Origin of the sequence: Erythrobacter cryptus DSM 12079, from assembly GCF_000422985.1 — a bacterium.
In the GTDB taxonomy this organism is placed as follows: Bacteria; Pseudomonadota; Alphaproteobacteria; order Sphingomonadales; family Sphingomonadaceae; genus Erythrobacter; species Erythrobacter cryptus.
Window position 1 is genome coordinate 1 of the sequence record NZ_AUHC01000018.1, and the last position, 26,875, is coordinate 26,875.

Here is a 26,875-nt window from a genome sequence, read left to right on the forward strand (position 1 = left end):
GATCTGGTAATCTCGCATCACGCCGAGCGCCACGTCCCGTCGCTGGCCTGGCGTCGTCAGACTTTTCCCAAGAGATCCTTCAGGATCGCATTGTCCAGCACGCTCTCCGCCAGCAGCCGCTTGAGCTTGCTGTTCTCCTCCTCAAGCAATCGCAGGCGCCGCGCATCCGACACCTCCATACCGCCATACTTGGCCTTCAGTTTGTAGAAGGTCGCAGGGCTCAACCCGTGCTTGCGGCAAACCTCGGCAGTCGGCAGTCCGGCCTCCTGCTCCTTGATCATACCGATGATCTGCTCCTCGGAAAAACGACTCTTCCTCATTCATCTGCTCCTTCGCTCAGGGCAGACTCTACATCAAATCGAGGGAGCCAGCGGGGGGCAGGTCACCGCCTACAACCGCACGGCCTATTGGGACGAGCGGGTGCAGATGATGCAGTGGTGGTCCGACGAGCTCGATTCATTGAAGAGGCTCGGCGCCCGCTAGGTCGAGGTGGAAAGGAGCCCCCAAAAGGCCCCCAAATTGGCCCCCAAATCACTGCGGCAACACGCAACCAGCTGCAACCAGCCGCGGACAAGATGCCTAGTTTTCCGGTTCGTTTTCAGTGATTTGGGGGTTTGCCGCGGACCGCGGTGAAAAGGGAGATGGTGCCCAGAAGAGGACTCGAACCTCCACGGGGTTACCCCCGCCGCCACCTGAAGACGGTGCGTCTACCAATTCCGCCATCTGGGCACGGATGCTTCCGGTCGTCGTTGCCGGAGGCTGGGTAGGCGCGCGCCATTAGCCGTGCTGGTGGGGGGCTGTCAATGCCGGGCTATTCCTGCCGCGCCGCCCCCGCCACTGGCACGCCGACCCGCCACGCCCATCCGCGCCTGCGTGCACTGCCGTCCCGGCGATCAAGCCCCCCGCGCGCCCACGCCCATCGCGGCGCTTGCCTCTGCGGGCGGCTTGACGCAAAGCGCCCCCGACATACATCCCTTTTGCACCAACAGCAGCGCAGAGCCATGCCCACCAATTCCCCCCTCTCCGGCCAGCTGGTCACGATCTTCGGCGGCAGCGGCTATCTTGGCCACTATGTCGCGCAGCGCCTGCTCGAACGCGGCGCGAGGCTGCGGCTCGCCAGCCGCGCGCCCTACAAGGCACACAGATTGAAGCCGCTGGCCAATCTCGGCCAACTCCAGTTCCTGCCCTGCGACATCACCCGCGCGGATCATGTCGCCGAGGCGCTTGATGGGGCAAGCCATGTCGTCAACCTCGTCGGCGCCTTTGGCGGGGATCTCGACGCGCTGATGGGCGAGGCCCCGGGCACCATCGCCAGGCTCGCCGCGGAGCGCGGCGTAAGCGCGCTGGTGCATGTGAGCGCGATCGGCGCCGATCCTGCTTCGCGCGTCGCCTATGCCCGCGCCAAGGCGCTGGGCGAGGAGCGGGTGCGCGCCGCCTTCCCCAATGCAACGGTGCTGCGCCCCTCGGTGATCTTTGGGCCAGATGACCAGTTCATCAACCTCTTTGCCGGGATGATCGCCGCCCTGCCGGTGCTCCCGGTGTTTGGGCCCGAGGCGCGGCTGCAGCCGGTCTATGCCGATGATGTGGCCGAGGCGGTGGCGGTGGCGCTCGAACATCCCGAACAGCATGGCGGCAAGACCTATGAACTCGGCGGCCCCGAACAGCTTACCATGATGCAGCTCCACCAGATGATTGCTGCCGCGCAGGGGCGCAAGCGGCGCTTCCTCGCCGTGCCCGATGGCCTTGCAGCGGCCTTTGCCGCGCTGCCCGGCACCCCGATGAGCCGCGACCAGTGGCACCTGCTCAAGGCCGGCAATGTCGTGGCCGAAGGCGCGCTGACGCTTGCCGATCTCGGCATCACGCCAAGGCCGCTCGGCCTGTTCCTCGACAAGTGGATGCTGCGCTACCGCAAGCATGGGCGCTTCGGCGCTGCGACCGAAAGAGCAAGGGCGCACTGATCCCCCTCACGCAAGGGGGCGAGCAGGTGCCTGGCACGGTGCGGAAGCGCTACAGCGCGCGGGCGTAGAGCGCCTTGAGGTCGGCCTCGCCCGTGGCCGCGGCGGCCGCGTCGAAGGCCGGGCTGTCCGAGACCATCCAGCCATGGTTGGCGGGATAGACCTTGACCTCGGCCTTGACCCCGGCAGCCCTGGCGGCCTCGGCAAAGGTGGTCTTGTCGGCGGGCGCCTTGGCGTCATCATCCTTCGCCACCGCGATCAGCAGCTCGGCCTTGACCTTGCCGAGCAGCTTGTGCGGGCTCATTGCGGCATCGCTTCGCACGAGGCCGCCGCCGTGAAAGCTTGCCGCGGCCCTGATCCGCTCGGGCACCGCGGCGGCGCTCCAGATGGTGAAAGGGCCGCCCATGCAATAGCCCTGCGTGCCGATCCCGCGGGCAGGGTCAACGCCCTGCTGCCCATCGAGCCAGCTTGCGATCGCCGCGGCATCGCGCATGATCGCCTCAGCGGCGAGCCTGGCGCGCCAAGGGCCGACCTTCTGGAAGCCGCCATCAGCGATGAAGGCGGCAAAATCGGCAAACTGCTCGCCCGCCACGTCGCGGTAATAGGGGTTGACCACCAGCACGGCATAGCCCTGAGCAGCAAGCTGGCGGGCGATGTTGCGCTTGGACTCGCGCAGCCCGGCGATGTCGGGCCACAGGATCACCCCCGGATGGCGCCCTTCTGCCGGATGGACGAAAAAGCCGTCCAGCGTGCCATCGGGCGTGGCAAGGCTGGCCGCGCTTTCGGCCAGCCCGGCGATCGGCTGGGCCTGGCTTTCGCCCGCCGCGCAGGCCGCCAGCGCCGCCGCGCCGGTGAGCGCGCCGAACTGGCGGCGGCTGAGCGCGGCCTGCGCCCATTGGTGAAGCTTGCTTTCCTCGCACATCAAACGCTCTCCTGCCGTGCCTCCCGCGCTTCTGATAGGCGCGGCGCGCGGGCATGGACAAGCCGGCAATGACTCGGCAACATGGGTTGCAAAACGAAACATGTGGGAGAGCGGGATCGATGAGACGGGCACCTTTCGCGGGCGCGGCCGCGCTGATGCTGGCGGGCGGTTTGCTTGCCGCGTGCAGCGGCCTCTTGGGCGGCGCTGGTGATGAGAGCGCCGCGGGCGGGATCACCGCGGCGATGCTGGTGGGGGCCGATGGCGACAGCGCCAACTGGATCAGCCACGGGCGCACCTATTCCGAACAGCGCTATGCCCCGCTCGATCAGATCAACCGCGAGAATGTGGGCCAGCTAGGCCTTGCCTGGTATGCCGATATGGACACCGCGCGCGGGCAGGAGGCCACCCCGCTGGTGATCGATGGCAAGCTCTACCTCACCACCGCCTGGAGCAAGGTCAAGGCCTTCGATGCCGTCACCGGCAAGCCGCTGTGGAGCTATGACCCCAAGGTGCCGGGCGAAACCGCGGTCAAGGCCTGCTGCGATGTCGTCAACCGCGGCCTTGCCGCCTGGGGCGACAAGCTCTTTCTCGGCACGCTTGATGGGCGGCTGGTGGCGCTCGATCGCAACAGCGGCAAGGTGGTGTGGGAGACGGTGACGGTCGATCAGACCAAGAGCTACACCATCACCGGCGCGCCGCGGGTGATCGATGGCAAGGTGATCATCGGCAATGGCGGGGCCGAGTTCGGGGTGCGCGGCTTTGTTGCGGCCTATGATGCCGAGACCGGCAAGCGCCTGTGGCAGTTCTTCACTGTGCCCGAGGGCGGGCAGGGCAAGGAGGCGCCGGCCTATCTGCAAAAGGCCGCCGAGACCTGGAACATGGACGCACTTGCCGCTTCCGATGCCATCGGCGGCGGGGGCACGGTGTGGGATTCGATGGCCTATGATCCCGAGCTTGACCTGCTCTATATCGGGGTGGGCAATGGCTCGCCCTGGAACCGGGCCTATCGCTCACCCGGCAAGGATGGCACGGGCGCAGGCGACAATCTCTATCTTTCCAGCATCGTTGCGATCCGGCCCAAGACGGGCGAATATGTCTGGCACTATCAGACCACCCCGGGCGAGACCTGGGATTTCACCGCCACGCAGCATATCATCCTTGCCGATCTCACCATCGACGGGCGCTTGCGCAAGGTGCTGATGCAGGCGCCCAAGAACGGCTTTTTCTACGTGATCGACCGCGAGACCGGAAAGTTCATCAGCGCCAAGCCCTATGTCACGGTCAACTGGGCAAGCGGCATTGATCCTGTAACCGGTCGCCCGATCGAAAACCCTGAGACGCGGGTGGACAAGACCGGCAAGCCCGCACTGGTGACGCCCGGTGCGCTCGGCGGGCACAATTGGCACCCGATGGCGTTCCACCCGGGCGAGGGGCTGGTCTATATCCCGGCCTTCGAGGCGGGGATGATGTATGCCCCGGAAGCCAACTGGAAGCCTGATCGGGCGCGCGGCTTCAATGTCGGCTTCAACCTGGGCGCGGGCGATCTGCCCCCCGATGGCGGCTTTCGCCGGCAGGTGGCTGGCTCCTTGCGCGGGATGCTCGTCGCATGGGACCCGGTGGCGCAGAAGCCGCGCTGGACGGTCGAGCATCCGGGGCCGTGGAACGGCGGCCTGCTGGCCACCGGCGGGGGCCTGGTCTTCCAGGGCACTGCGGGCAGCGAGTTCAATGCCTATGACGCAGGCACGGGCAAGAAGCTGTGGAGCTTTGCCGCGCAGACCGGGGTGGTCGCCCCGCCGATCACCTACAGCGTGGGGGGCGAGCAATATGTGGCGGTGCTGGCCGGCTGGGGCGGGGCCTATGCCTTGAGCGTCGATGGCGACATCATCCGCCGCAAGGCGCCGGTGCGCAACATCAGCCGCCTGCTCGTTTTCAAGCTCGGCGGCACCGCCAAGCTGCCGCCCGAGCCGGCGCTCGCCGAACTGCCGCTCGATCCGCCGCCGAGCAGGGCCTCTGCCGAAGTGATCGCGCTCGGCCAGGCCAAGTATGGCCGCTATTGCGCGGTGTGCCATGCGCCGGGCGCGGTGGGATCGACCGTGCTTCCCGATCTGCGCCGCGCCGGCTCGCTCGAAAGCGCCGAGGCCTGGGCCGCGGTGGTCGAGGGCGGGGCCCTGAAGGACAACGGCATGGCGAGCTTCAAGGGCTCGCTCACCAAGGCCGAGATCGAGGCCATCCGCGCCTATGTCATCAAGCGCGCCAACGAGGACAAGGCGCTCGAGGCAGGCAAGAAAATCGCCCGCAGATAGCGCTGCCCAGTCCTTCCGCATGCCCTGTGCGCCTGCCCCGGGCGCCGCGCTTGCGCCCCGGCGCGGTCAATCCCCCGCCGGGCCGAGGTAATCCGCGCCATAGACCGCGGCGCGAAATTCGCGGTGCATGTCATTGTCGAAGGGCACCTTCTGGGTGGCAAGGATCACCGCCATGTCCTGCGCCGGATCGACCCAGAACAGCATCGAGGGAAAGCCATCCCAGAAGAATTCGCCGACGCTGCCGCGGTTTTCCTCCGGCGATTGCGGTGCGGCAGTGCGCACGAACAGGTTGAAGCCAAAGCCGCCGCTGCCCTTGCTCGGCAGCCACATGCGGTTCTCGCTGCCGATGCGCGGGTCGAGTTGGTCGGTTGCCATCAGCGCGACGGTCGAGGGCTTGAGGATGCGCACCCCATCGAGTGTGCCCTTGCCGAGCAGCATCCGGGCAAAGCGCATGTAATCATCAAGTGTGGTGACGATCCCGGCGCCGCCCATCGTCATCGGCTTGCCCATGAAATTGGCCTCGAGCAGACGTTCATCGCTCCACGGGGCGAGCGCGCCGGGCGCGCCCTCGTAAATGCGGGCAAGGCGTACCCGGTCGGCTTGCCCGCGCTTCCAGCCGCTGTCCTTCATCCCCAGCGGCTGGAAGATGTGCTGCGCAACGTAATCGTCAAAGCTCTGGCCCGAGAGCACCTCGACAAGCCTGGCCTGCACGTCCACACCGGCGCTGTAGTGCCAATGGGTGCCGGGATCGTGGAGCAGCGGCACCTTGGCCATGGCCTGCGAGAACGCGGCCAGTGTCTTGTCTGGCGAGAGCGGCTGGAGCTGCTGCCACACCCGATCAGCGGCGTTCTGCGGCGCTCCGCCCGGCCCATAGGTGAAGCCCGCGGTGTGGCGCAGCACATCGCGGATCGTCACCTTGCGGGCCGGCGCGCGCAGGATTGCGGAGCCATCGGGGTTCTCTCCCGCCAGCACTTTCAGCCCGGCATATTCGGGCAGGTGCCATTCAAGCGGATCATCAAGCCCGAACTTGCCCGCCTCCCACAGCTGCATCAGCGCGACTCCGGTGACGGGTTTGGTCATCGAATAGATCTGGAACAGCGTGTCGCGCGCGAGGGGCCGGCCCGCCTCGCGATCGGCATCACCTGCCTTTTCGAAGCAGGCCTCGGCCCCGTCCTTCCAGACGAGCGCCGCAGCGCCCACGGTGCGCCCATCGGCCACCATCCGTTCGAGAAAGGCCCCGATGCGCGTGCAATCGGGGGTGAAGGGCCGGTCCCCGGCGGATGCTGGTAGCGCTATCACAGCGAGCGCGAGTGCGGCGGCGGCTCTGATCATGTCCCTCTCCCTTCCATATGGGCCTTGCCCCCTGCGGCTGGCCTTATACCCGCGCGCCCGGATGCTGACGCATCGCGCCTTGGTATCAGCCCCTGAACACCACCGTGCGCGCACCGTTCAGCAGCACCCGTTCCTCGACGAACAGGCGCACCGCCTCGGCCAGCACCCGGCGCTCGATATCGCGGCCCTTGCGCACCAGATCGGCCGGGCTATCGGCATGGGTGATGCGCTCGACATCCTGGTGGATGATCGGGCCTTCGTCGAGATCGGCGGTGACGAAATGCGCGGTCGCGCCGATGATCTTCACCCCGCGCGCATGCGCCTGGTGATAGGGCCGCGCGCCCTTGAAGCCGGGCAGGAAGGAATGGTGGATGTTGATGCAGCGCCCGGCAAAATGCGCGGCCTGGGCATCGGAAAACACCTGCATGTAACGCGCCAGCACCACCAGTTCGGCATCCCTCTCGGCCGCGAGCGCGCGCAGCGCTGCCTCGGCCTCGGGCTTGGTTTCGGGGCTTACCGGAATGTGGTGGAAGGGGATGGCGCCGATATCGATGCGGATCGCGGCCTCGCGTGGGTGGTTCGAGACGATCGCCACGGGATCGATCGCCAGCTCCCCGGTGCGCCAGCGGTAGAGCAGGTCAACCAGGCAATGGTCAAACTTGCTGACCATGATGATGGTGCGCCGCGGGCGGCCCTGGCGCGCCATCTTCCATTCCATCGACAGGCTTTGCGCAAGGCTGGCAAATTCGGCGCGCAGTGCCCGGGCATCGCTGCCATCGGGATCGAACACCACCCGCATGAAGAAGCGGTCGGCCCCGCCTGCCTCGGCCCGATCATTGAACTGCTGGGCATCGAGGATGTTGCAGCCGCGTTCGAACAAAAAGCCGGTGACCCGCGCGGTGATGCCGGGCTGGTCGGGGCAGGCGAGAGTGAGGATCAGCGGGTCTGCCATGCTACTTCGCCAGCGCCGCCTCGCACTGGGCCATCAGCGCGGCGATGATCTCGGCCACCGGCTCCTCGCGCGTCACCATGCCCACCGATTGCCCGGCCATCACGCTGCCATATTCGACATCGCCCTCGATCACCGCGCGGCGCAGCGCCCCGGCCCAGAAATGCTCGACCTCGAGCTGGGCACTGGCCATGTCGATCTCGCCCGCATCGAGCCTCGCGGCGATCTCGCGCTGCTTGGCGGTGAAGGCCTCGGTGCCCTTGTTCCTGAGCGCGCGCACCGGGATCACCGGCAGGCGCGGATCGACCTGGACGCTCGCCACAGCATCGCGCGCGCTGGCGCGGAAGAAGGCCTGCTTGAAGGCCGGGTGGGCAATGCTCTCGGCAGCGCAGGCAAAGCGGGTGCCAAGCTGCACCCCGGCGGCGCCCATCTCGAGATAGCTCGCGATCGCCTCGCCCCGGCCGATCCCCCCGGCGACAAAGACGAGGTGATCGGCGCCAAGCTCGGGCAGGATTTCCTGGGCGAGCACCGAGGTGGAGACCGGGCCGATATGTCCGCCCGCCTCCATCCCCTCGATCACAAGCGCATCGGCGCCCGAGCGCAACAGCTTCTTCGCCAGCGCCAGCGTGGGGGCAAAGCAGATCACCTTGATGCCGCTGGCATCGGCCTTGATCGCCTCGATGCTGCCCTTGGGCGGGATCCCCCCGGCCAGCACCACGTGGCTCACCCCATGCTTGCGGGCAACCGCGATGAGATCGAACAGCTGCGGGTGCATGGTGATGAGGTTGACGCCAAAGGGCCGCTCGGTCAGCGCGCGGGTGGCGGCGATCTCGGCATCGAGCAGTTCGGGGCTCATCGCCCCGCAGGCGATCACGCCGAAGCCCCCGGCGTTGGACATCGCCGCAACCAGGTTGCGCTCGGACACCCAGCTCATCGCGCCGCACAGGATCGCACTGTCGCAGCCGAGAAAATCGGTGCCGCGCTGCATCAGCGCAGCGGTCTTGGGATAGGTGGTCATGGCCGGGCCGCTTAGTCGCTGGCAGGCGAATAGACAATCCGCACGCAAGCGGCGGCCTGTTTGGCAAGGCTCACCGCCGCCTCGGCGCTCTCGGCCCGGGCGAGCGCCACCCCCATGCGGCGCCAGGGCCGGGTGACGGGCTTGCCGAAGAGGCGCACATCGGTGTCGCCGAGGGCCAGCGCCTCGGCGATCCCGGTGAAGGCGAAGGCCTCGCTGTCCCGGTCAGCCAGGATCACGGCGCTCGCCGCCGGGCGCGCGGTGATGCTGGCAGGCACCGGCAGGCCGAGGATGGCGCGGGCGTGGAGATCGAACTCGGACAGGTCCTGGCTCGCCAGGGTCACCATGCCCGTATCGTGCGGGCGGGGCGAAAGCTCGGAGAAGATCACCTCCTCGCCCCCTGCGCTGTTGCGGGCGACGAAGAACTCGACCCCGTAAAGCCCCCAGCCGCGGCCCTTGCCCTCGAGCGCGGTGACGATGCGCGCTGCCATCTCCTGCGCGCGGGCGAGCGCGGCGGCACTCATCGCGGCAGGCTGCCAGCTTTCGCGATAATCGCCGCGTTCCTGGCGGTGGCCGATCGGCGGGTAGAAGCTGATCCCGCCCCGGTGCCTGATGGTGAGCAGGGTGATCTCGTAATCGAAGGCGATGAAGGCCTCCAAGATCACCCGGGCCCGGTCGCCGCGCATGTTGGCGACGGCATGGTCCCAGGCCGCGGCCAGCCCATCCGGCCCCTCGACCTTGCTCTGCCCCTTGCCCGATGAGGACATCACCGGCTTCATCACCAGCGGATAGCCGATTGTGCGCGCGGCCTCATCGGCCTCGGCAAGGCTGGTGGCATAGGCATAGCGCGAGGTGACAAGGCCAAGCTCGCCCGCGGCCAGATCGCGGATGGCATCGCGGTTCATGGTCAGCTGCGCGGCCAGCGCGCTGGGCACCACGGTGAAGCCTTGCGCTTCCAGATCGCCCAGCACCTCGGTGCGGATTGCCTCGATTTCGGGGACGATGAGATCGGGCTGGTGGCGGATCGCCGCGGCGCGCAAGGCCTCGCCATCGAGCATGGAAAAGACCTCGCGCCCATCGGCCACCTGCATCGCCGGGGCATCGTCATAGCTGTCGCAGGCGATAACCCGGGCGCCGAGGCGCTTGGCTGAGATGGTGAACTCGCGCCCCAGCTCGCCCGAGCCGAGCAGGAGGATGGTGGCAATGTGGCTCATTCGCCGTGGCGCTCCAGCACGATGTCGCGCCGCGCCAGCAGGGTGCCATCGGCGCTGCGCGCGAGCGTGACGATGCCGCTCCCGCCGCGCAGTTCCTGCCGGGCGCGATAGGCCTCATCGACCAGGAACTCCCCGGCAAAGACGATGTCATCGATGTAATAGGGGCGCCGCCCCGGCTCGCCCACCATCAGGTGGATGTGGGCGGGCATGGTCCTGTCGGGATAGGGCGCGGGCTTGATCGTGTCGAAGCGGTAGCGCCCATCGGCCCCGGTGCGCACCCAGGCGCGCAGCCGCCCGTTGCGGCGGCTCCATTCGCTCTCGTCGCTGCCCCCGGCATAGAGCCCCTCGGCATTGGTCTGGTGGAGATAGATCACCACGCCCGCCTGCGGGGTCACGCCATCGGGGGCAAAGACCGTGCCGGTGACGACCAGCCTTTCGCCCGGCTCCTCGGGGCCGGCCACGCGCGCGTGCCAGGTGAGGCTGGCCGGATCGCGCTCATGCACGGCCTCGCAGCCCTCGCAGGCATAAAGATCGGGGCGCACCCCGCTGCCCGTGGCCTCACCGGCGGCGCTGCCCTGGCAGGCGGCCGCGCCGAGCAGCAGGGCGAGCACGCGGGCTGTGCGCGCTGGCGACATTGGCCTAATCCTCCCGAATCATGACATCCGCCCGCTATACCGCGCCCGCGCGCATCCTACACTGGCTGATCGCCGCGCTGCTCATCGTCCAGATCGCGCTCGGGCTGGGGGCCGATGGCGCCCCGCGCGCGCGGGCCGAGGTGCTCGGCAATATCCACGCCCAGCTGGGGGTGGTGCTCCTTGCCCTAATCCTCGTGCGGATCGGTTGGCGGATCGCGGCGCCGCCCCCGCCCCTACCCGCAAGCCTTGGCGCATGGCAGCGGCGGGGCGCCGCGGCGGTGCATCTGGCGCTCTACGGACTGCTCCTCGCCATGCCGATCAGCGGCCTTGTGGTGTGGATGTGGATCGGCGGGCCGCTGGTGCTCATCGGGCTGGCGGCGCTGCCGCTGCCGCGGCTTGCCGGCAAGGACGAGTTCTGGCTCTCGGTTGCAGGCTATGCCCATGAATGGGGCGCCTGGGCGCTGATCGGCCTTGCCGCCGGGCACATCGCCGCGGCGCTGTGGCACCAGCTGGTGCGGCGCGACCGGCTGATCAGCGAGCGGATGCTCTAGGCCGCGCGGCGGCACCCTGCCACCGCCACCTGCCCGCCCCCGCCCGCGCGCGCCAGCACCAGGCCAAGCTCGGCCTCGCGCAAGGTCCAGTCCACCGTGCATTCGACCCGTGCGAGGCCCGCGCTGGCGGTAAGTTGCGGCGCGCGCGGCGAGACCGGGGCGGCGAGCGCGGCGAAGGTGGTGATCACCTCCTCGGCCCATTCGCGCGCGCGGCGGCCCGAGACCTCGGGCAAAAGCACGCCGAAGCGCTCGCCATCGAGCTGGGCCAGCTCGCAGCCGGGCAGCGCCATGGTCTCGAGGAACTTGGCAAAGCCCCACAGCACCTCATCGGCGGTGCGCTGGCCATAGCGCAGCAGCAGCGCGCGCATCGAATCGACCGCCAGCACCGCCAGCTGCTGCCCCCCGCCCTCGGCAAGGTGGCGCCTCAGGCTGGCGCAAAAGGCGTGGCGATTGGCCAGCCCGGTAAGGGGATCGGTGATCGCCCGGGCGTGAAGCTCGCCTTCAAGGCTGCGCAGATGCTGGACCGAGCGCATCAGGCCGAGCGCCCCCTCGGGCGTGCCGTCCTCCCCGGCAAGGGGTTTCAGGCTCAGCGCATACCAGCGCTGGCAGCGCGGATCGTGGCACGCCCCGTGGCCTTCGCAGGCGGCCACCGGGAACTCGACCCAGCCGCCCAGCGCCCGCCCGGCGAGCGCGGCGCCGACATGCTCGGCCACCAGGCCGGCATGGTCGCGCGCGGCCAGATCGGTGATATGCGGCAGCAGCAGCGCCGCCTCCACATCAAGGCCGAGCTGGGCAATATTGGCCGAGGCGTGGACGATGAAACCGCGATGATCGAGCCTGACGACGATATCGCCCGCAGATTCCTCGATCAGGCCGCGCAGCAGGCGGCCATCCACGTCATTGAGCCCCATTTTCATGTCAAAAATTGCCCCAGCGACGCACAAGCGACTTTGCCGACTCGTCCCCAACCAAGTTTACAAGTAAAAAGAACCTTCTTACTGCGAACAGCAATGTTCCCCTAACTGTTCGCCTGGGAAAGCCATTCTGTTAGTTTTGCAAACTTACTTGACTAAAAAACGAATCACCTCCGGGTTCTGTTTACCATATTTTTCACACAGCACACCGCATCCAATACGTATTTGCTGCGATAAGGGTCTGTCGATAAGCGCGGCAACGGGGCTGGGCTCATGCGCCCGCGCGCCGGTGTGAAAAAGGGGCTCGCTGCCTCAAAGTTCGAGCATGATCTTCACCGCTGCGGGCGCGGTGCCGCAGGCCTCGGCGATGCGCGCGCGGCAGGCGGCGATCACGCTGGCCGCATCATCGCGGGAGTGCGCCGCAGGGGCGAGCTCCTCGGGCGCAACGCCAAGCGCGGCGGCAATCGCGGGCAGGCGTTCGGGCAGGGGCCTGGCCTTGCCCTTTTCCCAGGCCCACACCGTGGGCTTGCTCACCCCCAGCGCGGTGGCGACATCGGCGAGCGTCAGCCCGGCCTTGCGCCGCAGCGCGTTGAGGCGCGCGGGCAGGGCGTCCACCGGCGCGGCTGCAGGCAGCGCGGCGGCGGGCGGGCGGGGCGCCGCGGCGCGCAATTGCGCGGCTGCCAGCGCCGCCGGGGGGAGCGCGGCGGCAAAGGCGCAGCCATAGAGCCTTTCGCTGCGCCAAACCACGATCGCGCTCACCACCCCGGCCTCGGGCAGCTCGAGCGCCAATTCCTCACCCTCGGAGAGCACCATATCGGTCTCGAGCAGCAGCCCGATGGCCGAAAGATTGTGGACGATCACATTGGCAGGCCCTGCCGCGGCATAGCCGCTCGTTTCAAGCCGCAGCGCCCTGCGCGGTGCGGCGCGCTGGCCGGGGGCGGGATCGGGCTGGTCGAGATGGGCCCTGATGGCCATGGGCAAGGCTCCGCGCGCGGGGTGGACACGCGCACAGTCTTCCGGCCCCAAAGGTTAAGATGGCCTTGGCAAACATGCTTAATTCAGCCGCAAGGGGCTGACAGTCAGTTAACGCGAGGCCGGGGCAGCGCTCGCTGCCGCAGCGGGCAAGGGCGCTGCCGCGCAGGGCCATCAGTCCTTGGCATCAAGCCCATAGGCGGTGTGCAGCACCCGCACGGCAAGTTCGGTCTCGTCCTCGTCGATCATCACGCTGATCTTGATCTCGCTGGTCGAAATCGCCTGGATGTTGATGCCGCGATCCGAAAGCGCGCGGAACATGGTGCTCGCCACCCCGGCATGGCTCTTCATCCCCACGCCCACGACGCTGATCTTGGCGATCTTGCTGTCGGTGATGATGCGGTTGAAGCCGATCTCGCCGCGGCGATCCTCGAGCAGCGCCTGGGCGCGGGCCAGATCGGCCTGGGGCACGGTGAAGGTGACGTCGGTCTCGCCCTTGTCGCGCCCGACGTTCTGGATGATCATGTCGACATTGATCGAGGCCGCGGCCAGCGGCTCGAAGATATTGGCCACCGCGCCGGGCCGGTCGGGCACGCGGGTGAGGATGATCTTGGCCTCGTTCTTGTCATGCGCGATGCCGGTCACAAGCTGGCGTTCCATCAGACCCTTCTCCACCAATTCGTCCATTTCCTCGTCCGAGACGATCATCGTGCCCGGCAAATCGTCGGCCGGCGGGGCGCCCTCGCCGATGAAGCTCGAGAGCACCTGCACCCGCACGCCTTCCTTCATGGCAAGGCCGACCGAGCGGGTCTGGAGCACCTTGGCGCCCACCGAGGCGAGTTCGAGCATTTCCTCGTAGGTCACCGCCTTCTGCTTCTTCGCCTTGGCGACGATGCGCGGATCGGTGGTATAGACCCCATCAACATCGGTGTAGATGTCGCAGCGATCCGCCTTGATCGCGGCGGCTACCGCCACCGCCGAGGTGTCCGAACCGCCGCGGCCGAGCGTGGTGACGCGCCCATCGGCCGAAAGGCCCTGAAAGCCCGGGATCACCGCGATCTCGCCGGCTTCCATCGCCGCAATGAGCGCTGCCGATTCAATCGATTCCACCCGCGCCTTGGCGTGGGCCTCGCTGGTGCGGATCGGCAATTGCCAGCCCAGCCAGCTTCGTGCCTTGCACCCCAGCGCCTGGAGCGTGAGCGCGAGCAACCCGCTCGTCACCTGTTCGCCGCTTGCCACCACCACGTCATATTCGGCCGGGTCATAGAGCGGGTTGGCCTCGCGGCAGAAATTCACGAGCCGGTCGGTCTCGCCCGCCATGGCGCTCACCACCACCGCCACCTGATCGCCGCGTGCCGCCTGCGCGCGCACGATATTGGCGACGCGGCGGATGCGCTCCGTCCCGGCCATCGAGGTGCCGCCGAATTTCATCACGATCCGGGCCACGGTGCCAAAGCTCCTGCTGGTGAGTGTTCGCGCGCGCTGTTAGGGTGGCTTCATGCGAAAGGCAAACCCATCGAATGTTACCATCCGCCCCGAGGAGGCGGATTTTTTCGCAAAGCTGGCGCGCGATTGGTGGAATCCCAGGGGGCCGATGGCCTCGCTGCACGAGGTCAACCCGGTGCGCCTTGCCTTCATCAGGGAGGCGATCGATGCCCATTGGCCCGCGGCGCGCGGGGCGATGCGGCCTCTGGCGGGCAAGGCGGCGCTCGATATCGGCTGCGGGGCGGGGCTGGTGTGCGAGCCGCTGGCGCGGCTGGGCGCGAACGTGACAGGGGTGGACGCGGCGGCGGAAAATGTCGCCGCCGCCAGCCAGCACGCCGAGGCCATGGGGCTTGATATCCGCTACATGGCCGGCGAGGTCGGCGCGCTCGATATCGGCCAGTTCGATCTTGTCACCTGTCTTGAAGTGATCGAGCACGTGGCCGACAAGCCAGCCTTCCTTGCCGAGGTGGCGGCGCGGCTCGCGCCCGGGGGGCTGCTGGTCATGTCCACCCCCAACCGCACCGCGGCGAGCCGGGTGCTGCTGGTGGGCGTGGCCGAGGCGGTGGGCTATGTGCCCAAGGGCACGCACCGCTGGGAGGATTTCCTCACGCCTGATGAGCTGGCGGTGCTGCTGGGCGATGTGGGCCTCGAAGTCACCGCGCAGCGCGGGATCGCCTGGCGCCCGGGCCGGGGGCTGCACCTGTCGGATGACCTTTCGCTCAATTACATCCTGTCAGCAAAGCGCGTTTAGGGACAACTCCGCCCCTTGAGCGGCCCATCGGAAAACACCCCGGCAACCCCCGCCGCCTTGAGCAGCGCGGCAAGCTTCACATCGCCGCAGCCCTTGGCGCGCGGATCATCGCCGCTGCGCAGCGCCGCGGGGAGAAACTCGTTTTCGGGCCTCAATGTCCAGGCGTGGACGGCAAGGCCGGCGGCGCGGGCATCGCGCACGAGATCGGTGGGCCTGCCATCGGGCTTCAAAATCATGGCGATATGCGCGCCGATGGCATCGGCATATTTCGCCACCTCGGCAAGCCCGGTGGGGCTGACCATCTCGGCATAGCGCATCCCCGGCTCATCCGCCGGGCCTTCGCCAGGGGCGACGAGCTGCACCAGCCTGAAGCCCGGCCCGCGCGCCTTGAGGCGCTGGAGCGGCCCCACCTCGAAGCTCTGGATGAACACTGGATCCTCAGGCGTGATCCCCAATTGCCGCAGGTCGCGCAGCAGCAGATCGACAAGGTCGATCCCCTCGTTCTGGAGCAGGAAGGTGGGGTGCTTCAATTCGGGATAAAGCCCGATGCGCCGCCCGCTCTCGGCCTCTTTCGCGCGCAGCAGCGCGACGATCTCGGCCAGGGTGGGCACCTGGTAGAGCCCGTCGAAGCGGGCATTGGCGGGGCGCAAGCCGGGGATGCGCTCGCGCGTGCGCAAGGAGCGCAGTTCGGCAAGGGTGAAGTCCTCGGCAAACCAGCCCGAAACGCGCGTACCATCGATGGTCTTCTCGCGCCGACGCTCGGCAAATTCCGGGCGCGAAGCGACATCGGTGGTGCCCGAAAGCTCGTTCTCGTGGCGGGCGATGAGCACCAGGTCCCTGGTCGCCACGAGATCGGGCTCGATATAGTCCGCGCCCTCGTCGATCGCGCGCTCATAGGCGGCGAGCGTGTGCTCGGGCCGCTCGGTGCTGGCGCCGCGGTGGGCGATGATGAGCATCTCGCCTTCCTGCGCCGCCACCGGCATGGCGGCGAGCAGCGCTGCCAGGATCGTCACGCTTCGCCTCATCGCATCGCTCCTATCGCGGCGCGCGCGGCGGCGAGCCGCGCCTCGCCCTGCCCGGACACCCGAAGAAAGGGCACGCCGGCATCCACCAGCACCTGCTCGACAATCATTGCGAACCTGTGACGCGCAGCCGGATCGCGGAAAAAGCGGGTGCCATCATCGACCCAGGGCAGATCGGGTTCGAACAGCAGGTAAAGATCGGCCTTGGGCGCGGCCATCAGTTCGGCCGGGCGGGTGCCGAGCAGCATTTCGCACCAGGCCGCGGTCATCAGCGCATCGGTGTCGGCGATGAGCAGCGGCCCGGCCCATTCGGCGGCGGCGGCGATCATCGCACTCTGCGCGCGGCCGATGAGGAGCAGGTCATCGAGGCGCAAGGGGCCGCGGTGGGCCTCGCAGTGGCTGCGGCCATATTCGCCGACGATGAGCGCGCCGGTCTCCCGCGCGAGCGCCGAAGCAAGCGTGGTCTTGCCGGTGCTCTCGGCGCCGTGGAGGCAGATGGTGCGGCGGTAATAGGCCCGCACCACCTGCGGCAGATAGGCCCAGTGCGCCGCCGGATCGGCGCGCACCGCACTTGCGGAAAGGCCGGCAACCGGGTCCTCGGCCAGCCCCAGCACCCGCCCGCCCAGCGGCACGAACAGCCCGCCCACCTGCCGGGCGAGTTCGGCGCCATAGGCCTCGCCGGCAAAGACATAGTCGATCGGCTCCGGGTGCGCCGCGGCGATGATCTTGCGCCAGATCGGCCAGAACGCGGGGCTGTCCTCGGGCGCCTGTGGCACCACCTCGCCGTGGCCGATGACGCGCGCGGCGGGCGCGAGCGCGCGCATCCATTCGAGCCGCAGCGCGCCGGGGATGGGATCATCGGGCAGGTGGCAGACCAGCACTGTCAGCACGTCCACCAGCGCCTGCGCCGCGCCGATCAGCGCCAGGTGCCCGGCGTGCGGGGGCATGAACTTGCCGAGCAGGAAGCCGCGCTTCATGCCGCCAGCGCCTTGCCCTCACGCGCCGCGCGCGCCCAGGCGATCAACCCGGCGATCGCCAGGCCCAGGAACGCGCAATAGAGCGCGGCAGTGAGATAAAGCCCGCGGTTCACATAGACCCCGATCGCCAGCACATCGACCGCGATCCACAGCAGCCAGTTTTCCACCCGGCGCAGGCCGAGGAGCACCTGCGCCACCACGCTCGCCCCGGCGATCGCGGCATCGGCATAGGGCAGCGCCGCAAGGGTGTAGGTCGCCATTGCCCAGCCGATGCCGAGGCTGGACACGAGCGCGAGCGCGAGGGCAATGAGCCGCGCGCGCCAGCCCATCCAGGCGACCGTGATGCTCTCAGCGAGCCCCCCGGCGCGCGCCCACAAGAGCCAGCCCCAGCCCTGCACCACGAAGAAGAACACCTGCAATCCCGCCTCGCCATAGAGCCGCGCCTCGCGGAAGATGACGAAATAGAGCGCCACCATCGCCATGCCGAAGGGGTAGTTCCAGATGCTGCGCCGCACGAGCAGGCCGACATTGGCAAGCCCGAGCGCGACCGCGATGATCTCGAGCAGGTTCATCGGGCTCAGACGCGGGTCAGCCGAGCGCGGCGGCCCAGTCGTCGGCGTTGAACCCGATGAGCAGCCCGCCCGGATGTTCCACGATCGGCCGCTTGATCAGCGAAGGCTTGGCGGCGAGCAGCGCCGGGGCGCTCGCCGCATCGGCGGCGCGGGCCTTGTCGTCATCGGAAAGGGCGCGAAAGCTGGTGCCCTTGCGGTTGACGACCACATCCAGCCCCGCCGCGGCAATCCAGCGCTCGATCTGCTGCGGATCGGCGCCGGCCTTCTTGTAATCGTGGAAGGTGTAGGCCTTGCCCCGGCTTTCGAGCCAGGCGCGCGCCTTCTTCACCGTGTCGCAATTGGGAATGCCATAAAGCGTGATCATCGCGCGCCTTCCTGCCTGTGCCGTGCTGCCGGTGCCGGCCTTGCGCTTAGCAGGCCTGCCGCCGCGCGCAATCACCGCGTCGCGGCGCGCACCGGTGCGGCTGGCGGGGCAAGGGTGAGCGGCGCGGTCTCGAGCAGGTCGCCAAGGCTCAGCGGCGCGGCGATGAGGCTGGGGTGGGGCGAATAGCCATCGTGCCAATATTTGGGCTCGATGATGTCGCGCGCGATGCTCATGCCGAACAGGCGCCGCGGGCGGGGCGAGCGGTTGTCCGGCCCGGCATGGATCATGTCGCTGCGGTAGAGGATCACCGTGCCCTTGCGCGGGGCGCTCTGCACCAGGCGGAACAGGCGCTTCATCTCGGCGCGGTGGCGATAGAGCCGCCACAGCGTGCGCGGCCCCAGCATGGCGAGCCTGAACTCAGCGTTCTTGCCCAGAACAAAGCGCAGCAGATTGGGCTGGTGCTGGTCCCAGCGGGTGGAAAACACCCTCTCGCGCAGCTCGCCGGGGGCAAGCGCGGGCGCGCGGTGGCGGTGCATGTGCCACAGCTTGGCAAGATTGTGGCAGAGCACGGCGATATTGGCGCGGCGGCGGAACAGCTCCATCATCGCATAGGTCGCGCCCGCCTGCCGCATCTCGGCGCCGGGGTGCATGTGGGTGCCGGGCACGAACACCGTGCCGCCCTGTTCTTCCGAGACATCCTCGACCGCGGCGATCAGGCTCAGCACCCCGGAAGGATCGCGGTGGAGATATTGGTGCGAGGAGCCCTCATAGCTCGTGAGCGTGATGATCTCGAGCAGCGCTCGGCTGCGCCCGCAATATTCGCCGATCACCGCCTCGAGCCGCTGGGCCAGCAGCGCGGCAAAGCCGAGCACCGGGGGGCTGGCGGGCAGGGCGCAGAAATCGCGCCGCAGGTGGCGGTTGTCGGTCTCGCTGGCAAAGGTGCAGCGGCGCCGCTCGGGATCGGCGATGGTGGCGGTGATGAGCGCAAGGCCCTCATCGGCCTCGGCCGCGCTCAAGAGCCCGGTGAGCACGACAAAGCCATGGGCATCGATCATGGCGCGTGCCGCCGCGGCGCAGGCGGGGGTGAGCCGCCCTGCGCCATCGAGCGCGGCGGGCACCTCGAAGGCGCTGGTATCGCTGGAAACTTGAAGCCGCGCCATGCTGCCCTTCTTGCCGCTTTGCTCCCCCTCAGCATCCCGCGGCGCGCGCACAGGGCGCCCGCGGGCGATTGGAGCGGTGCTAGCAAGCCCGTTTCACCATCGCGTTAACGCGCCGGCGGGGCGCGGAAGCCTTGGGGCGGGGGACGCTCAGCGGCAGGGGGCAAGGTGCGCATCGGCGATCGCCACGGCGAGCGCATCGGCGGCATCGCCCCCGGCAATGGCCACGCCCGGCAGCAGCACCTTCACCATTGCCGCGACCTGCGCCTTTTCCGCCGCGCCGGTGCCGGTGAGCGCCTTCTTGACGAGCCGCGCGGCGTGTTCGTTCACCGCCAGCCCCGCCGCGCCGCAGGCGGCAAGCACGCTCCCGCGCGCCTGGGCGAGCTTGAGCGTCGATTGCGGATTCCTGTTGACAAAGACCTCCTCGATCGCCGCGCGCGCCGGGCGGTGGGCGGCGATCACCGCGGCGATCCCCGCGTGCAGCAGCGCCAGCCTTTCGGCCATGGGCGCTGCCGCAGCGGTGGCGATCTCGCCATGGGCGATATGGGCAAGGCGCGCGCCCTCGGCCCGGATCACCCCCCAGCCGGTGGAGGAGAGCGAGGGATCAAGGCCGAGGATGATCAGCCGAGCTTCTCCATCACCTCGTCGGGGATCTCGTAATTGCCCCAGACGGTCTGCACGTCATCATCATCCTCGAGCGCATCGATCAGCTTCATCAGCGTGGTGGCGGTCTCCTCGTTGACCGTGACCGAAAGCGTCGGCTTCCACGCCAGCTTCACATTGTCTGCCGGGCCGAGCACCTTTTCGAGCGCGTTTGCGACGCCATGGAGCGCCTCGGCGGCGGTCCAGATGGTGTGGCCATCTTCCGAGCTTTCGACGTCATCGGCGCCCGCCTCGATCGCGGCCTCGAGCACCTTTTCCTCATCGCCCACCTCGGGTTTGTATTCGATCAGGCCGCGGCGCTCAAAGCCGTGGCTGACCGAGCCTTCCGAGCCAAGGTTGCCGCCGTTCTTGGAAAAGGCGGTGCGCACATTGGTGGCGGTGCGGTTGCGGTTGTCGGTCAGCGCCTCGACGATCAGCGCCACCCCGCCCGGGCCATAGCCTTCGTAGCGCACCTCGACATAGTCCTCGCCGCCGGCCTGGCTGGCCTTGTCGATGGCGCGCTGGATGTTGTCCTTGGGCATCGACTGCGCCTTGGCGGCGTTGACCGCGAGGCGCAGGCGCGGGTTCATGTCGGGATCGGGCAGCCCCATCTTGGCCGCCACGGTGATCTCGCGCGAGAGCTTGGAGAACATCGCCGCGCGTTTCTTGTCCTGCGCACCCTTGCGGTGCATGATGTTCTTGAACTTGGAATGGCCTGCCATTGGACGAACTTCACCGGGATGAGGGAAAACTGGTGGCGCGCCTTACTCCGCCAGCCGCGCGCGATGCAAGCGCGCGCGTGGCGCAAGCGGCGGGCTTTGCCGATCGGGCGGGCGATATGCTCGCCTTCCTGCGGCGCCCCACCCCTGCCCCTGCCTCCCTTGGCGCGGCGCCCCTGGCCGGGGCCGGGGCGCGCGGGGCGATGCTGGCGCTGGCGGCGGTGCTGGCGGTACATCTCGCGCTTGACCTGCCGGCTCGCCTGCTGCTCGCCCTTGCTGACGCGCGCGCCGCCTTCCTGCCCGCGCCCGCCCTGCCCGATATGGGGCCTGCCCGGCAGGCGCTGGTGGCGCTGCTGATCGCCCCGGTGCTTGAGGAGCTGGCCTTTCGCGGCTGGCTTTCGGGGCGGATCGCCGCGCTGCGGCTTGCGCTTTATGGCTTTGCCGCGCTGGGCGTGCTGCTGGCGCGCTTCCTCGCCCCGGATGGCTGGCAGCCGGGCCTTGCCATGCTCGCGCTGGGGCTGGTGTGTGCGGGCCTCGTCCAGTGGCAGCGCAGCCGCGCGCGCGATGCGGCGGTGCCGGGCTGGTTCACCCGCCACTTCGCCGCGATCACCTGGGCCTCGGCGCTTGCCTTCGGGCTTATCCACCTTGGCAATTATGCGCCGCTCACCCACCCCCTCGGCGTGCTGGTGGTGGCCCCGCAGGTGCTCGGCGGGCTGTGCCTTGCCTATTCCCGCACCCGGCTGGGGCTGGGCGCGGCGATGGCGCACCATGCGCTCTACAACCTCCTGTGGCTGGCCGCGCAGGGCGTTGGCGGATAGGGCCGGTCAGACCTTCACCGCCGTGCCGGTGGCGCTTACCATCAGCATCGAGCCGCTGGCGCCGATCACCTCGTAATCGAGATCGATGCCGACCACGGCATTGGCGCCGAGCGCGCCGGCCTCGGCCTGCAATTCCTCGATCGCCTGGCGCCGGGCATCGGCAAGCACGCGCTCGTAGCTGCCCGAGCGCCCGCCGACGATGTCGCGCACGCTGGCAAACAGGTCACGAAACAGGTTGGCGCCGACGATCACCTCGCCGGTGACGATGCCGCAATATTCCTGGATCGGCCGGCCCTCGAGCGTGGGGGTGGTGCTCACGATAATGCCGCGCGCGTCTTTCCAGGGGGATGCCATCGTGCCTGTCTCCTTGAGGGCCGTGCTGGCGAGGATAACACGGCCCGGCGCCGTTGCAACCGCGCCCACCCCGGCGCCCGACCCGACTCAGGCCATCCCGAGCGCGGCCTTGTAGGTTTCAAGCAGCATGTCCTGCTCGCTGCGATCGGCCGGCTTCATCTTCCGCAGCCGCACGATCTGGCGCATGATCTTGGGATCATAGCCCGCGGCCTTGGCCTCCATATAGACATCGCGGATATCATCGGCGATGCCCTTCTTCTCTTCCTCGAGCCGCTCGATCCGCTCGATCAACAGGCGCAGGCGATCATCGGTGGCGGCGGCGCTGGTGCTGCCCGGCGCCGGGCTGCCTGAGGCTTGGGGTTCGGCCATCGGGGTCTCCCTCTGCTGGAAAGAATCACTTGGCCGGGGCGCATAGAGGGGCGGGCCGCGCGATTGAACCGCCCCGCGCAATTATTCCTGTGCGTTCTTTGCGAGGCTCGCCTCCATCGCCGCGAGCTGTTCGGGCGTGGCGGGGGTCTGGAAGCGCGCCTTCCATTCGGCGCTCGGCATCCCGTGGATGAGCGCACGCGCGGCCTCCTTGTCGCCGGGCCAGCCGGCCTCGCGGATCCAGTCGGCCAGGCAATTGCGGCAGAAGCCCGCCAGCGCCATCAAATCGATGTTCTGGGCATCGTGGCGGCGGCGCAAATGCCGCACCAGCCGGCGGAAGGCGGCAGCGGCATGGGCATCATCGAGCGCATCGAGCGGATCGGCATTGCTATTCATCGCGGCTTGTCCTTGTGCTGCAAGACACCTGTGCCATAGGCCGCGACACCGAAGGACAACCACGAATGTCACGACGCGAGCAGTCACGAATCGACCCGCGCGGCCGCAAGGTCAAGATCCTCGCCACCATCGGCCCGGCCAGCCGATCGCGCGACATGCTCGAAAAGCTGGTGCGCGCCGGGGCCGATGCCTTCCGCCTCAACATGAGCCACGGCGCCCAAGCCGATCACGCTGAGGCGATCCAGGCGATCCGCGCGCTCGAGAAGCAGTTTGCCAAGCCCATCGCCATCCTTGCCGATCTGCAGGGCCCCAAGCTCAGGGTCGGCACCTTCAAAGAGGGCCAGGCGGTGATCCGCCATTCGGGCCACTTCGTGCTCGATCGCGACGAGACTCCGGGCGATGAGACGCGCGTGTGCCTGCCGCATCCGGAACTTTTCGGCATTCTCGAACGCGGCCAGCGGCTGCTCATCAATGATGGCAAGATCCGTTTGAAGGTGCTCGAGGCCGATGACAGCCGCATCCTGTGCAGCGCCGAAGTGGGCGGGGTGATCTCCGATCGCAAGGGCGTCAACGTGCCCGATGCCGAGGTGCCGATCCCGGCGCTGACCGAGAAGGACCGCCGCGATCTGGCCTTTGCCGCCGAGCATGGGGTTGACTGGATCGGCCTGAGCTTCGTCCAGCGGCCCGAGGACATCGCCGAGGCGCGCAAGCTCACCGGCCCCCACGGCCCGGCAATCTGCGCCAAGATCGAAAAGCCCAAGGCGATCGCGCGGCTCGGCGCCATCATCGAACTGGCCGATGCGATCATGGTCGCCCGCGGCGATCTGGGGGTGGAGCTTGAGCCCTACGAAGTTCCCCCACTCCAGAAGAAGATCGTCAGCATGGCCCGGCGCGCGGGCAAGCCGGTGATCGTGGCGACGCAAATGCTCGAAAGCATGATCGAGAACCCCACGCCCACCCGGGCCGAGGTCTCCGATGTCGCCAATGCGGTTTATGACGGGGCCGATGCGGTGATGCTTTCGGCCGAGAGTGCGGCGGGCGCCTGGCCCGAGGAATCGGTGGCGATGATGGACCGCATCGCGGTCCAGGTCGAGCGCGACGAGGGCTACAAGGCGCGGGTGCGCTTTCTCGACACCCCGCCCGATGCCACCACCTCCGACGCGCTTGCCCATGCCTCGATGACGATTGCCGACACGCTGCCGATCAGCGCGATCACGGTGTTTACCTCCTCGGGCGCGACCGCGCGGCGCGTGGCGCGCGAGCGGCCGGCCACCCCGGTGCTGGTGCTCACCCCCTCGATCCGCACCGCGCGGCGGGTGGCGCTGCTGTGGGGCGCGCACGCGGTGGCGACCAAGGATATCGGCAGCTTTGAAGAGATGATCGGCAAGGGCAAGCGCATGGCGCTGCGCCACGGCTTTGCCGAGGCCGGCGCCAAGCTGATCGTGCTTGCCGGGGTGCCCTTCGGCACGCCGGGGGCAACCAACCTGCTCCATGTCGTCACCGTCAGCGGCGATGAACTCGCCCGCCACGGCGGCTGAGGGCCTTTAGAAATTGCGGCTGACCCTGAGGTTGAGCCGCGGGCTCCTGTCAAGCGTGTCATAGCGCGGCTCGCTGAGCGGCAGGGCCACCTCGACATCGAGATCGAGCCTGCGGGTGATATCGGCGCGCAGGCCCGCCCCGCCCGAGGCGAGGCTCTCCTCCCCCGCCGGCCCATCGCGGTTCGACACCATGCCGCCATCGGCAAAGGCATAGAGCTGGAGGCTGCGCACCCCGCCATGGGGCTTCGGCCAGTCATAGCGCAGCTCGGCAGATCCGGCGATGCCTTCATCGCCCAGCCCTTGCGCGAAGTCATAGCCCCGCAGGAAGCTGCCCCCGCCAAGGGTGAAGCGCTCGCCGATGAGGAGCGGGCCCGAGGCGATCTGGCCGATCGTGCCAAGCGCGAGGCTGAGCCGGGGGGCAAGCGGGCGGCGCCATTGCAGCCACCAGCCGAAGGTGGTGAAATCGGGCGCGGCCGCAAGGCGCGAGGAGCGCGGATCGCCGGTATCGGTGGCGCCGAGCAGCGGCAGGCCCTGGCTCAGCGTCGCCCGGCCCTGGAGCGTGCCCCCGGCAAAGGGGCCAAAGCCATAAAGGCCGATCCGGCCCAAGGTGATGCGATCGTGCCGGACAAGCGCGCCGAGGGCATCCTGGCGCAGATCGTTCACCTCGCCGCTTGCTTCGAGCCACAGCCCGCGGCGCTGGCGGCGCAGCAGCGGATGGCGCAGCCTGAGGCCGCCCTGCCAGCTTTCACCGAGCAGCTCGCGCGCGGCCAGATAGGCCCCCGGCTCGGTGCGCGAATAGGAGCCAAAGGCGCCAAGGCTGGTGCCCGCATCGCTGACAATCACCGCATAGCGGGCGCTGAAGAAGGCCTGTTCCTCGGGCTCGAGCGGGGTGAGCGAGAGGCTGAGATCGACCCGGTCACGCGGCGAGATGAGCCCATTGGCATCAAGATCGATCCGCGCGCGCACCGGCCCCAAAGGCTTGGTGCCATCGCTGGCCAGCTGGAGGCTGCCCCCGGCATCGCTTCGCCGCGCCTCGACCACCAGCACGCGCGAGGCGCCCTCGCGCTCGAAACGGGTGGCGCCGATCCACACGCCCGGAAGGTCATCGGCGAGCAGCACCGTGCGCTCGATCTGGGCGAGGGTCACCGGGCCGCGCCCGACGAGCGCCTCGAGCTGGCGGCGCAGCGCCGGATCGTCATCCCCCTTGATTCGCAGCGCATCGATCCGCCCCTCGTCGATGCGCACCCGCAAGGTGCCGGCCACCAGCCGCTGTTCGGGGATCCAGGCGGTGGCGAGCGCATAGCCTTGCGCGCGGGCGCGTTCGGCGATGGCATCGGTGAGCCGGGCAAGCTCGGCGTGCGTGAGCGGGCGGCCGGCAAAGGGCGCGATCACATCGGCAAAGGCGGCCGCGGGCAGGGCCTCGAGCCCCTCGATCAGAATCGCGCCGACATCGAGCGTGGCCCCGCCCGCCTCGCCCGGCGCCATGTCGAGCACCGGGCGCACCTCGATGCGCGGCTCGTTCGGCGGGGCTAAGGAGGCGTCCTCCTCCGGTGCCTGGCCAGCGGGGTTGGTGCGGTCGAGCGCGTCCTGCGCGGCCAGTGGTGTGGCCGCCAGCAGCAAGCCTGCCCATGCGCACAGCTTAACCTGATCCGGCTGTTTCATCCCGCCCTGCACCTGATGCGAGCGGATTTGCATAGGCCCAAAAGGTTAACGAGGCCCTCGCGTAAGGCCGGATTAACCAATGCGCTAAACTGGATCGGCAGGCCTTGAGGCTATGTGGCAGGCGTGGAGACGATTATGCGCATCCTGTCACGCCTTATCCTGCCGCTCCTTGTCCTGTTGCTTGGCGGCGCCCCCGCGCTTGCCGAGGCAGGCGGGGCGAGCGGCTGGAGCATCAGCGAAGCCAAGGGACATGTGGTGGTGATCGACACTGCCGGCGAGCGCGCCGCGCGGGCCGGGATGGCGCTCAGCCCTGGCGCCACGGTGCGCACCGCGGCGCGCGCCTCGGCGGTGCTGGTGCGCGGGCGCGAATTCGTGACCATGCGCCAGAATGCGCAGCTGCGCATTCCCTTGCCTGCCGAGCGGCGCGCGGGCGGGATCATCCAGATCCTCCAGGATTATGGCAGCGCGCTGTTCAGCATCGGCAAGCAGAAGAACCCGCATTTCGGGGTGGAGACGCCCTACCTCGCGGCGGTGGTGAAGGGCACGACCTTCATCATCACCGTGACCGGTGAGGGCGCGAGCCTACAGGTGACCGAAGGCGCGGTCGAGGCTTCGACCCGCGATGGCGGGGCGCGCGAGCTGGTCCGCTCCGGGGCGGTGGCGATGATCGCCGCGGGCGATCCGCTGCGCATGGTGATCGAGGGCGAGGGGCGGCGGGTGATCGATTCGCCCGCACGCGGCACCAGCGGTGCAGGAGCGAGCGGTGCGGCGACGGGCGGTGGGGGCAGCGCGGCGCCTGCGTCCGCGCCCGCGGCGGCCGAGGCTCCGGCCCCGGCTGCGCCTGCCCCTGCTGCGCCGACCACGCCCGCACCCGGGCCGCTTGGTTCTTCCGCGCCCCCGCTGGCTGGGGCGGGCGCCATTGGCGGCGATGGCTGGATCGCGCAGGCGGTGCTGAGCACCCCGGCGGATCTCGGGCAGGCCTCGGGCGGGTTCGTTGCGGGCGAAGTGGCGGTGCTGGCGACAGTGGCCGCGGCGGGCGGGAGCCCCGGGCGCAGCGGCGATGCTCCGCTCTTCGGCAATGCGCCTGTGAGCGAAGTTCCCGAAGTTGGCGCAAATGGCAACCCCAACCCTGGCAACAGCAACGGCGGCAATGGCAACAGCGGCAACGGCGCTGCGGGAAGCAGCGGCAGCACCGTCATCGAGGATGCCATCGCCTGCGCGCTCGGCGTCTGCGCCAGCGCGGGCAGCGGCAACTCCGGCAACGGCAATGGAGCGCCGGCTGACCCTGGC

At 68.7% G+C, this 26,875-nt stretch carries 27 protein-coding genes, 1 tRNA gene and 1 pseudogene; 7 read left to right on the forward strand and 22 right to left on the reverse strand.

Features of this window, described 5'->3' with window-relative positions:
• Together G524_RS0110875 and G524_RS0110880 are read right to left on the reverse strand one after the other, a co-directional pair.
• A pseudogene (locus G524_RS0110875) lies at positions 1-320 on the reverse strand (transposase); the annotation flags it as partial.
• 322 nt (positions 321-642) lie between these two features.
• Positions 643-729 (reverse strand) — tRNA-Leu (locus G524_RS0110880).
• A gap of 272 nt (positions 730-1,001) precedes the next feature.
• Here G524_RS0110880 and G524_RS0110885 point away from each other — a divergent pair.
• Positions 1,002-1,958 (forward strand): complex I NDUFA9 subunit family protein, encoded by a 957-nt coding sequence (locus G524_RS0110885; RefSeq protein WP_027443744.1) that lies wholly within the window; start codon positions 1,002-1,004, stop codon positions 1,956-1,958.
• A gap of 49 nt (positions 1,959-2,007) precedes the next feature.
• Here G524_RS0110885 and G524_RS0110890 read toward each other — a convergent pair whose 3' ends face one another.
• On the reverse strand, positions 2,008-2,877 hold the full coding sequence (locus tag G524_RS0110890; RefSeq protein WP_027443745.1) for a dienelactone hydrolase family protein: 870 nt from the start codon (positions 2,875-2,877) through the stop codon (positions 2,008-2,010).
• A 119-nt stretch (positions 2,878-2,996) separates the two neighbouring features.
• Here G524_RS0110890 and G524_RS0110895 point away from each other — a divergent pair, with 119 nt between their 5' ends.
• The gene (locus G524_RS0110895) at positions 2,997-5,180 is read left to right on the forward strand and encodes a PQQ-dependent dehydrogenase, methanol/ethanol family (RefSeq protein ID WP_027443746.1); all 2,184 of its coding nucleotides are present in this window, start codon (positions 2,997-2,999) and stop codon (positions 5,178-5,180) included.
• A 66-nt stretch (positions 5,181-5,246) separates the two neighbouring features.
• Here the strand turns inward: G524_RS0110895 and G524_RS0110900 are convergent, their stop codons facing one another.
• From G524_RS0110900 to G524_RS15705, 5 genes are all read right to left on the reverse strand, one after another.
• On the reverse strand, positions 5,247-6,512 hold the full coding sequence (locus G524_RS0110900; protein ID WP_027443747.1) for a serine hydrolase domain-containing protein: 1,266 nt from the start codon (positions 6,510-6,512) through the stop codon (positions 5,247-5,249).
• A gap of 85 nt (positions 6,513-6,597) precedes the next feature.
• Entirely contained in the window at positions 6,598-7,464 is an 867-nt protein-coding gene (purU, locus tag G524_RS0110905) for a formyltetrahydrofolate deformylase (protein ID WP_027443748.1), read from the reverse strand.
• A gap of 1 nt (position 7,465) precedes the next feature.
• A complete protein-coding gene (locus tag G524_RS0110910; RefSeq protein WP_027443749.1) occupies positions 7,466-8,479 on the reverse strand; it encodes an NAD(P)H-dependent flavin oxidoreductase in 1,014 nt (337 codons plus the stop codon).
• A gap of 11 nt (positions 8,480-8,490) precedes the next feature.
• On the reverse strand, positions 8,491-9,690 hold the full coding sequence (gene purT, locus G524_RS0110915; protein ID WP_027443750.1) for a formate-dependent phosphoribosylglycinamide formyltransferase: 1,200 nt from the start codon (positions 9,688-9,690) through the stop codon (positions 8,491-8,493).
• Complete coding sequence (locus G524_RS15705) at positions 9,687-10,325, reverse strand: dioxygenase family protein (RefSeq protein ID WP_036857812.1); 639 nt, start codon at positions 10,323-10,325, stop codon at positions 9,687-9,689. Before G524_RS15705 ends, purT begins: the two co-directional genes overlap by 4 nt.
• 20 nt (positions 10,326-10,345) lie before the next feature.
• Between G524_RS15705 and G524_RS0110925 the strand changes: the two genes are divergently transcribed.
• Positions 10,346-10,876 carry a cytochrome b gene (locus G524_RS0110925; RefSeq protein ID WP_036857813.1) on the forward strand — a complete coding sequence of 177 codons (531 nt, stop codon included), beginning with the start codon at positions 10,346-10,348 and terminating at the stop codon, positions 10,874-10,876.
• Here the strand turns inward: G524_RS0110925 and G524_RS15710 are convergent.
• The 3 genes from G524_RS15710 to G524_RS0110940 form a co-directional block, all read right to left on the reverse strand.
• Complete coding sequence (locus G524_RS15710; protein ID WP_084625154.1) at positions 10,873-11,793, reverse strand: GGDEF domain-containing protein; 921 nt, start codon at positions 11,791-11,793, stop codon at positions 10,873-10,875. The genes G524_RS0110925 and G524_RS15710 overlap by 4 nt on opposite strands.
• A 309-nt stretch (positions 11,794-12,102) precedes the next feature.
• Positions 12,103-12,765, reverse strand: a complete 663-nt coding sequence (locus G524_RS0110935) for a helix-turn-helix domain-containing protein (RefSeq protein WP_027443752.1) — start codon at positions 12,763-12,765, stop codon at positions 12,103-12,105.
• Positions 12,766-12,936: 171 nt separating this feature from the next.
• Positions 12,937-14,208, reverse strand: coding sequence for an aspartate kinase (locus tag G524_RS0110940; protein WP_027443753.1), 1,272 nt, complete (start codon positions 14,206-14,208; stop codon positions 12,937-12,939).
• Between the two features lie 52 nt (positions 14,209-14,260).
• On the opposite strand from G524_RS0110940, the gene ubiG reads away from it, so the two are divergent.
• Complete coding sequence (gene ubiG / locus G524_RS0110945) at positions 14,261-14,998, forward strand: bifunctional 2-polyprenyl-6-hydroxyphenol methylase/3-demethylubiquinol 3-O-methyltransferase UbiG (RefSeq protein ID WP_027443754.1); 738 nt, start codon at positions 14,261-14,263, stop codon at positions 14,996-14,998.
• Here the strand turns inward: ubiG and G524_RS0110950 are convergent.
• From G524_RS0110950 to G524_RS0110980, 7 genes are all read right to left on the reverse strand, one after another.
• The gene (locus G524_RS0110950; RefSeq protein WP_027443755.1) at positions 14,995-16,023 is read right to left on the reverse strand and encodes a glycerophosphodiester phosphodiesterase family protein; all 1,029 of its coding nucleotides are present in this window, start codon (positions 16,021-16,023) and stop codon (positions 14,995-14,997) included. The two genes, ubiG and G524_RS0110950, sit on opposite strands and share 4 nt — an antisense overlap.
• Entirely contained in the window at positions 16,020-16,997 is a 978-nt protein-coding gene (locus G524_RS0110955) for an AAA family ATPase (protein ID WP_027443756.1), read from the reverse strand. Before G524_RS0110955 ends, G524_RS0110950 begins: the two co-directional genes overlap by 4 nt.
• Positions 16,994-17,569, reverse strand: coding sequence for a nicotinamide riboside transporter PnuC (gene pnuC / locus G524_RS0110960; RefSeq protein ID WP_027443757.1), 576 nt, complete (start codon positions 17,567-17,569; stop codon positions 16,994-16,996). The genes G524_RS0110955 and pnuC overlap by 4 nt, the downstream gene beginning before the upstream one ends.
• 16 nt (positions 17,570-17,585) lie before the next feature.
• The gene (locus G524_RS0110965) at positions 17,586-17,933 is read right to left on the reverse strand and encodes a Spx/MgsR family RNA polymerase-binding regulatory protein (protein ID WP_027443758.1); all 348 of its coding nucleotides are present in this window, start codon (positions 17,931-17,933) and stop codon (positions 17,586-17,588) included.
• A gap of 71 nt (positions 17,934-18,004) precedes the next feature.
• On the reverse strand, positions 18,005-19,093 hold the full coding sequence (locus G524_RS0110970) for a phytanoyl-CoA dioxygenase family protein (RefSeq protein WP_156894077.1): 1,089 nt from the start codon (positions 19,091-19,093) through the stop codon (positions 18,005-18,007).
• Positions 19,094-19,240: 147 nt separating this feature from the next.
• Positions 19,241-19,714, reverse strand: a complete 474-nt coding sequence (ruvC, locus tag G524_RS0110975; protein ID WP_027443760.1) for a crossover junction endodeoxyribonuclease RuvC — start codon at positions 19,712-19,714, stop codon at positions 19,241-19,243.
• On the reverse strand, positions 19,711-20,454 hold the full coding sequence (locus tag G524_RS0110980) for a YebC/PmpR family DNA-binding transcriptional regulator (protein WP_027443761.1): 744 nt from the start codon (positions 20,452-20,454) through the stop codon (positions 19,711-19,713). Before G524_RS0110980 ends, ruvC begins: the two co-directional genes overlap by 4 nt.
• Between G524_RS0110980 and G524_RS16360 the strand changes: the two genes are divergently transcribed.
• Positions 20,454-21,269, forward strand: coding sequence for a CPBP family intramembrane glutamic endopeptidase (locus G524_RS16360; protein ID WP_156894078.1), 816 nt, complete (start codon positions 20,454-20,456; stop codon positions 21,267-21,269). The genes G524_RS0110980 and G524_RS16360 overlap by 1 nt on opposite strands.
• A gap of 6 nt (positions 21,270-21,275) precedes the next feature.
• Here the strand turns inward: G524_RS16360 and G524_RS0110990 are convergent, their stop codons facing one another.
• The 3 genes from G524_RS0110990 to G524_RS0111000 form a co-directional block, all read right to left on the reverse strand.
• On the reverse strand, positions 21,276-21,623 hold the full coding sequence (locus G524_RS0110990) for a heavy metal-binding domain-containing protein (RefSeq protein WP_211219336.1): 348 nt from the start codon (positions 21,621-21,623) through the stop codon (positions 21,276-21,278).
• A gap of 87 nt (positions 21,624-21,710) precedes the next feature.
• Positions 21,711-21,992 (reverse strand): DUF2312 domain-containing protein, encoded by a 282-nt coding sequence (locus tag G524_RS0110995; protein ID WP_051221155.1) that lies wholly within the window; start codon positions 21,990-21,992, stop codon positions 21,711-21,713.
• An 81-nt stretch (positions 21,993-22,073) separates the two neighbouring features.
• The gene (locus G524_RS0111000; protein WP_027443764.1) at positions 22,074-22,385 is read right to left on the reverse strand and encodes a DUF1244 domain-containing protein; all 312 of its coding nucleotides are present in this window, start codon (positions 22,383-22,385) and stop codon (positions 22,074-22,076) included.
• 65 nt (positions 22,386-22,450) lie between these two features.
• Here G524_RS0111000 and pyk point away from each other — a divergent pair, with 65 nt between their 5' ends.
• Entirely contained in the window at positions 22,451-23,923 is a 1,473-nt protein-coding gene (gene pyk, locus G524_RS0111005; protein WP_027443765.1) for a pyruvate kinase, read from the forward strand.
• Between the two features lie 6 nt (positions 23,924-23,929).
• Here the strand turns inward: pyk and G524_RS0111010 are convergent, their stop codons facing one another.
• Positions 23,930-25,543 (reverse strand): ShlB/FhaC/HecB family hemolysin secretion/activation protein, encoded by a 1,614-nt coding sequence (locus tag G524_RS0111010; RefSeq protein WP_169447844.1) that lies wholly within the window; start codon positions 25,541-25,543, stop codon positions 23,930-23,932.
• Positions 25,544-25,708: 165 nt separating this feature from the next.
• Here G524_RS0111010 and G524_RS16365 point away from each other — a divergent pair.
• Positions 25,709-26,875 (forward strand): FecR domain-containing protein (locus G524_RS16365; RefSeq protein WP_169447845.1); only part of this gene is annotated, 1,167 nt, incomplete at its 3' end.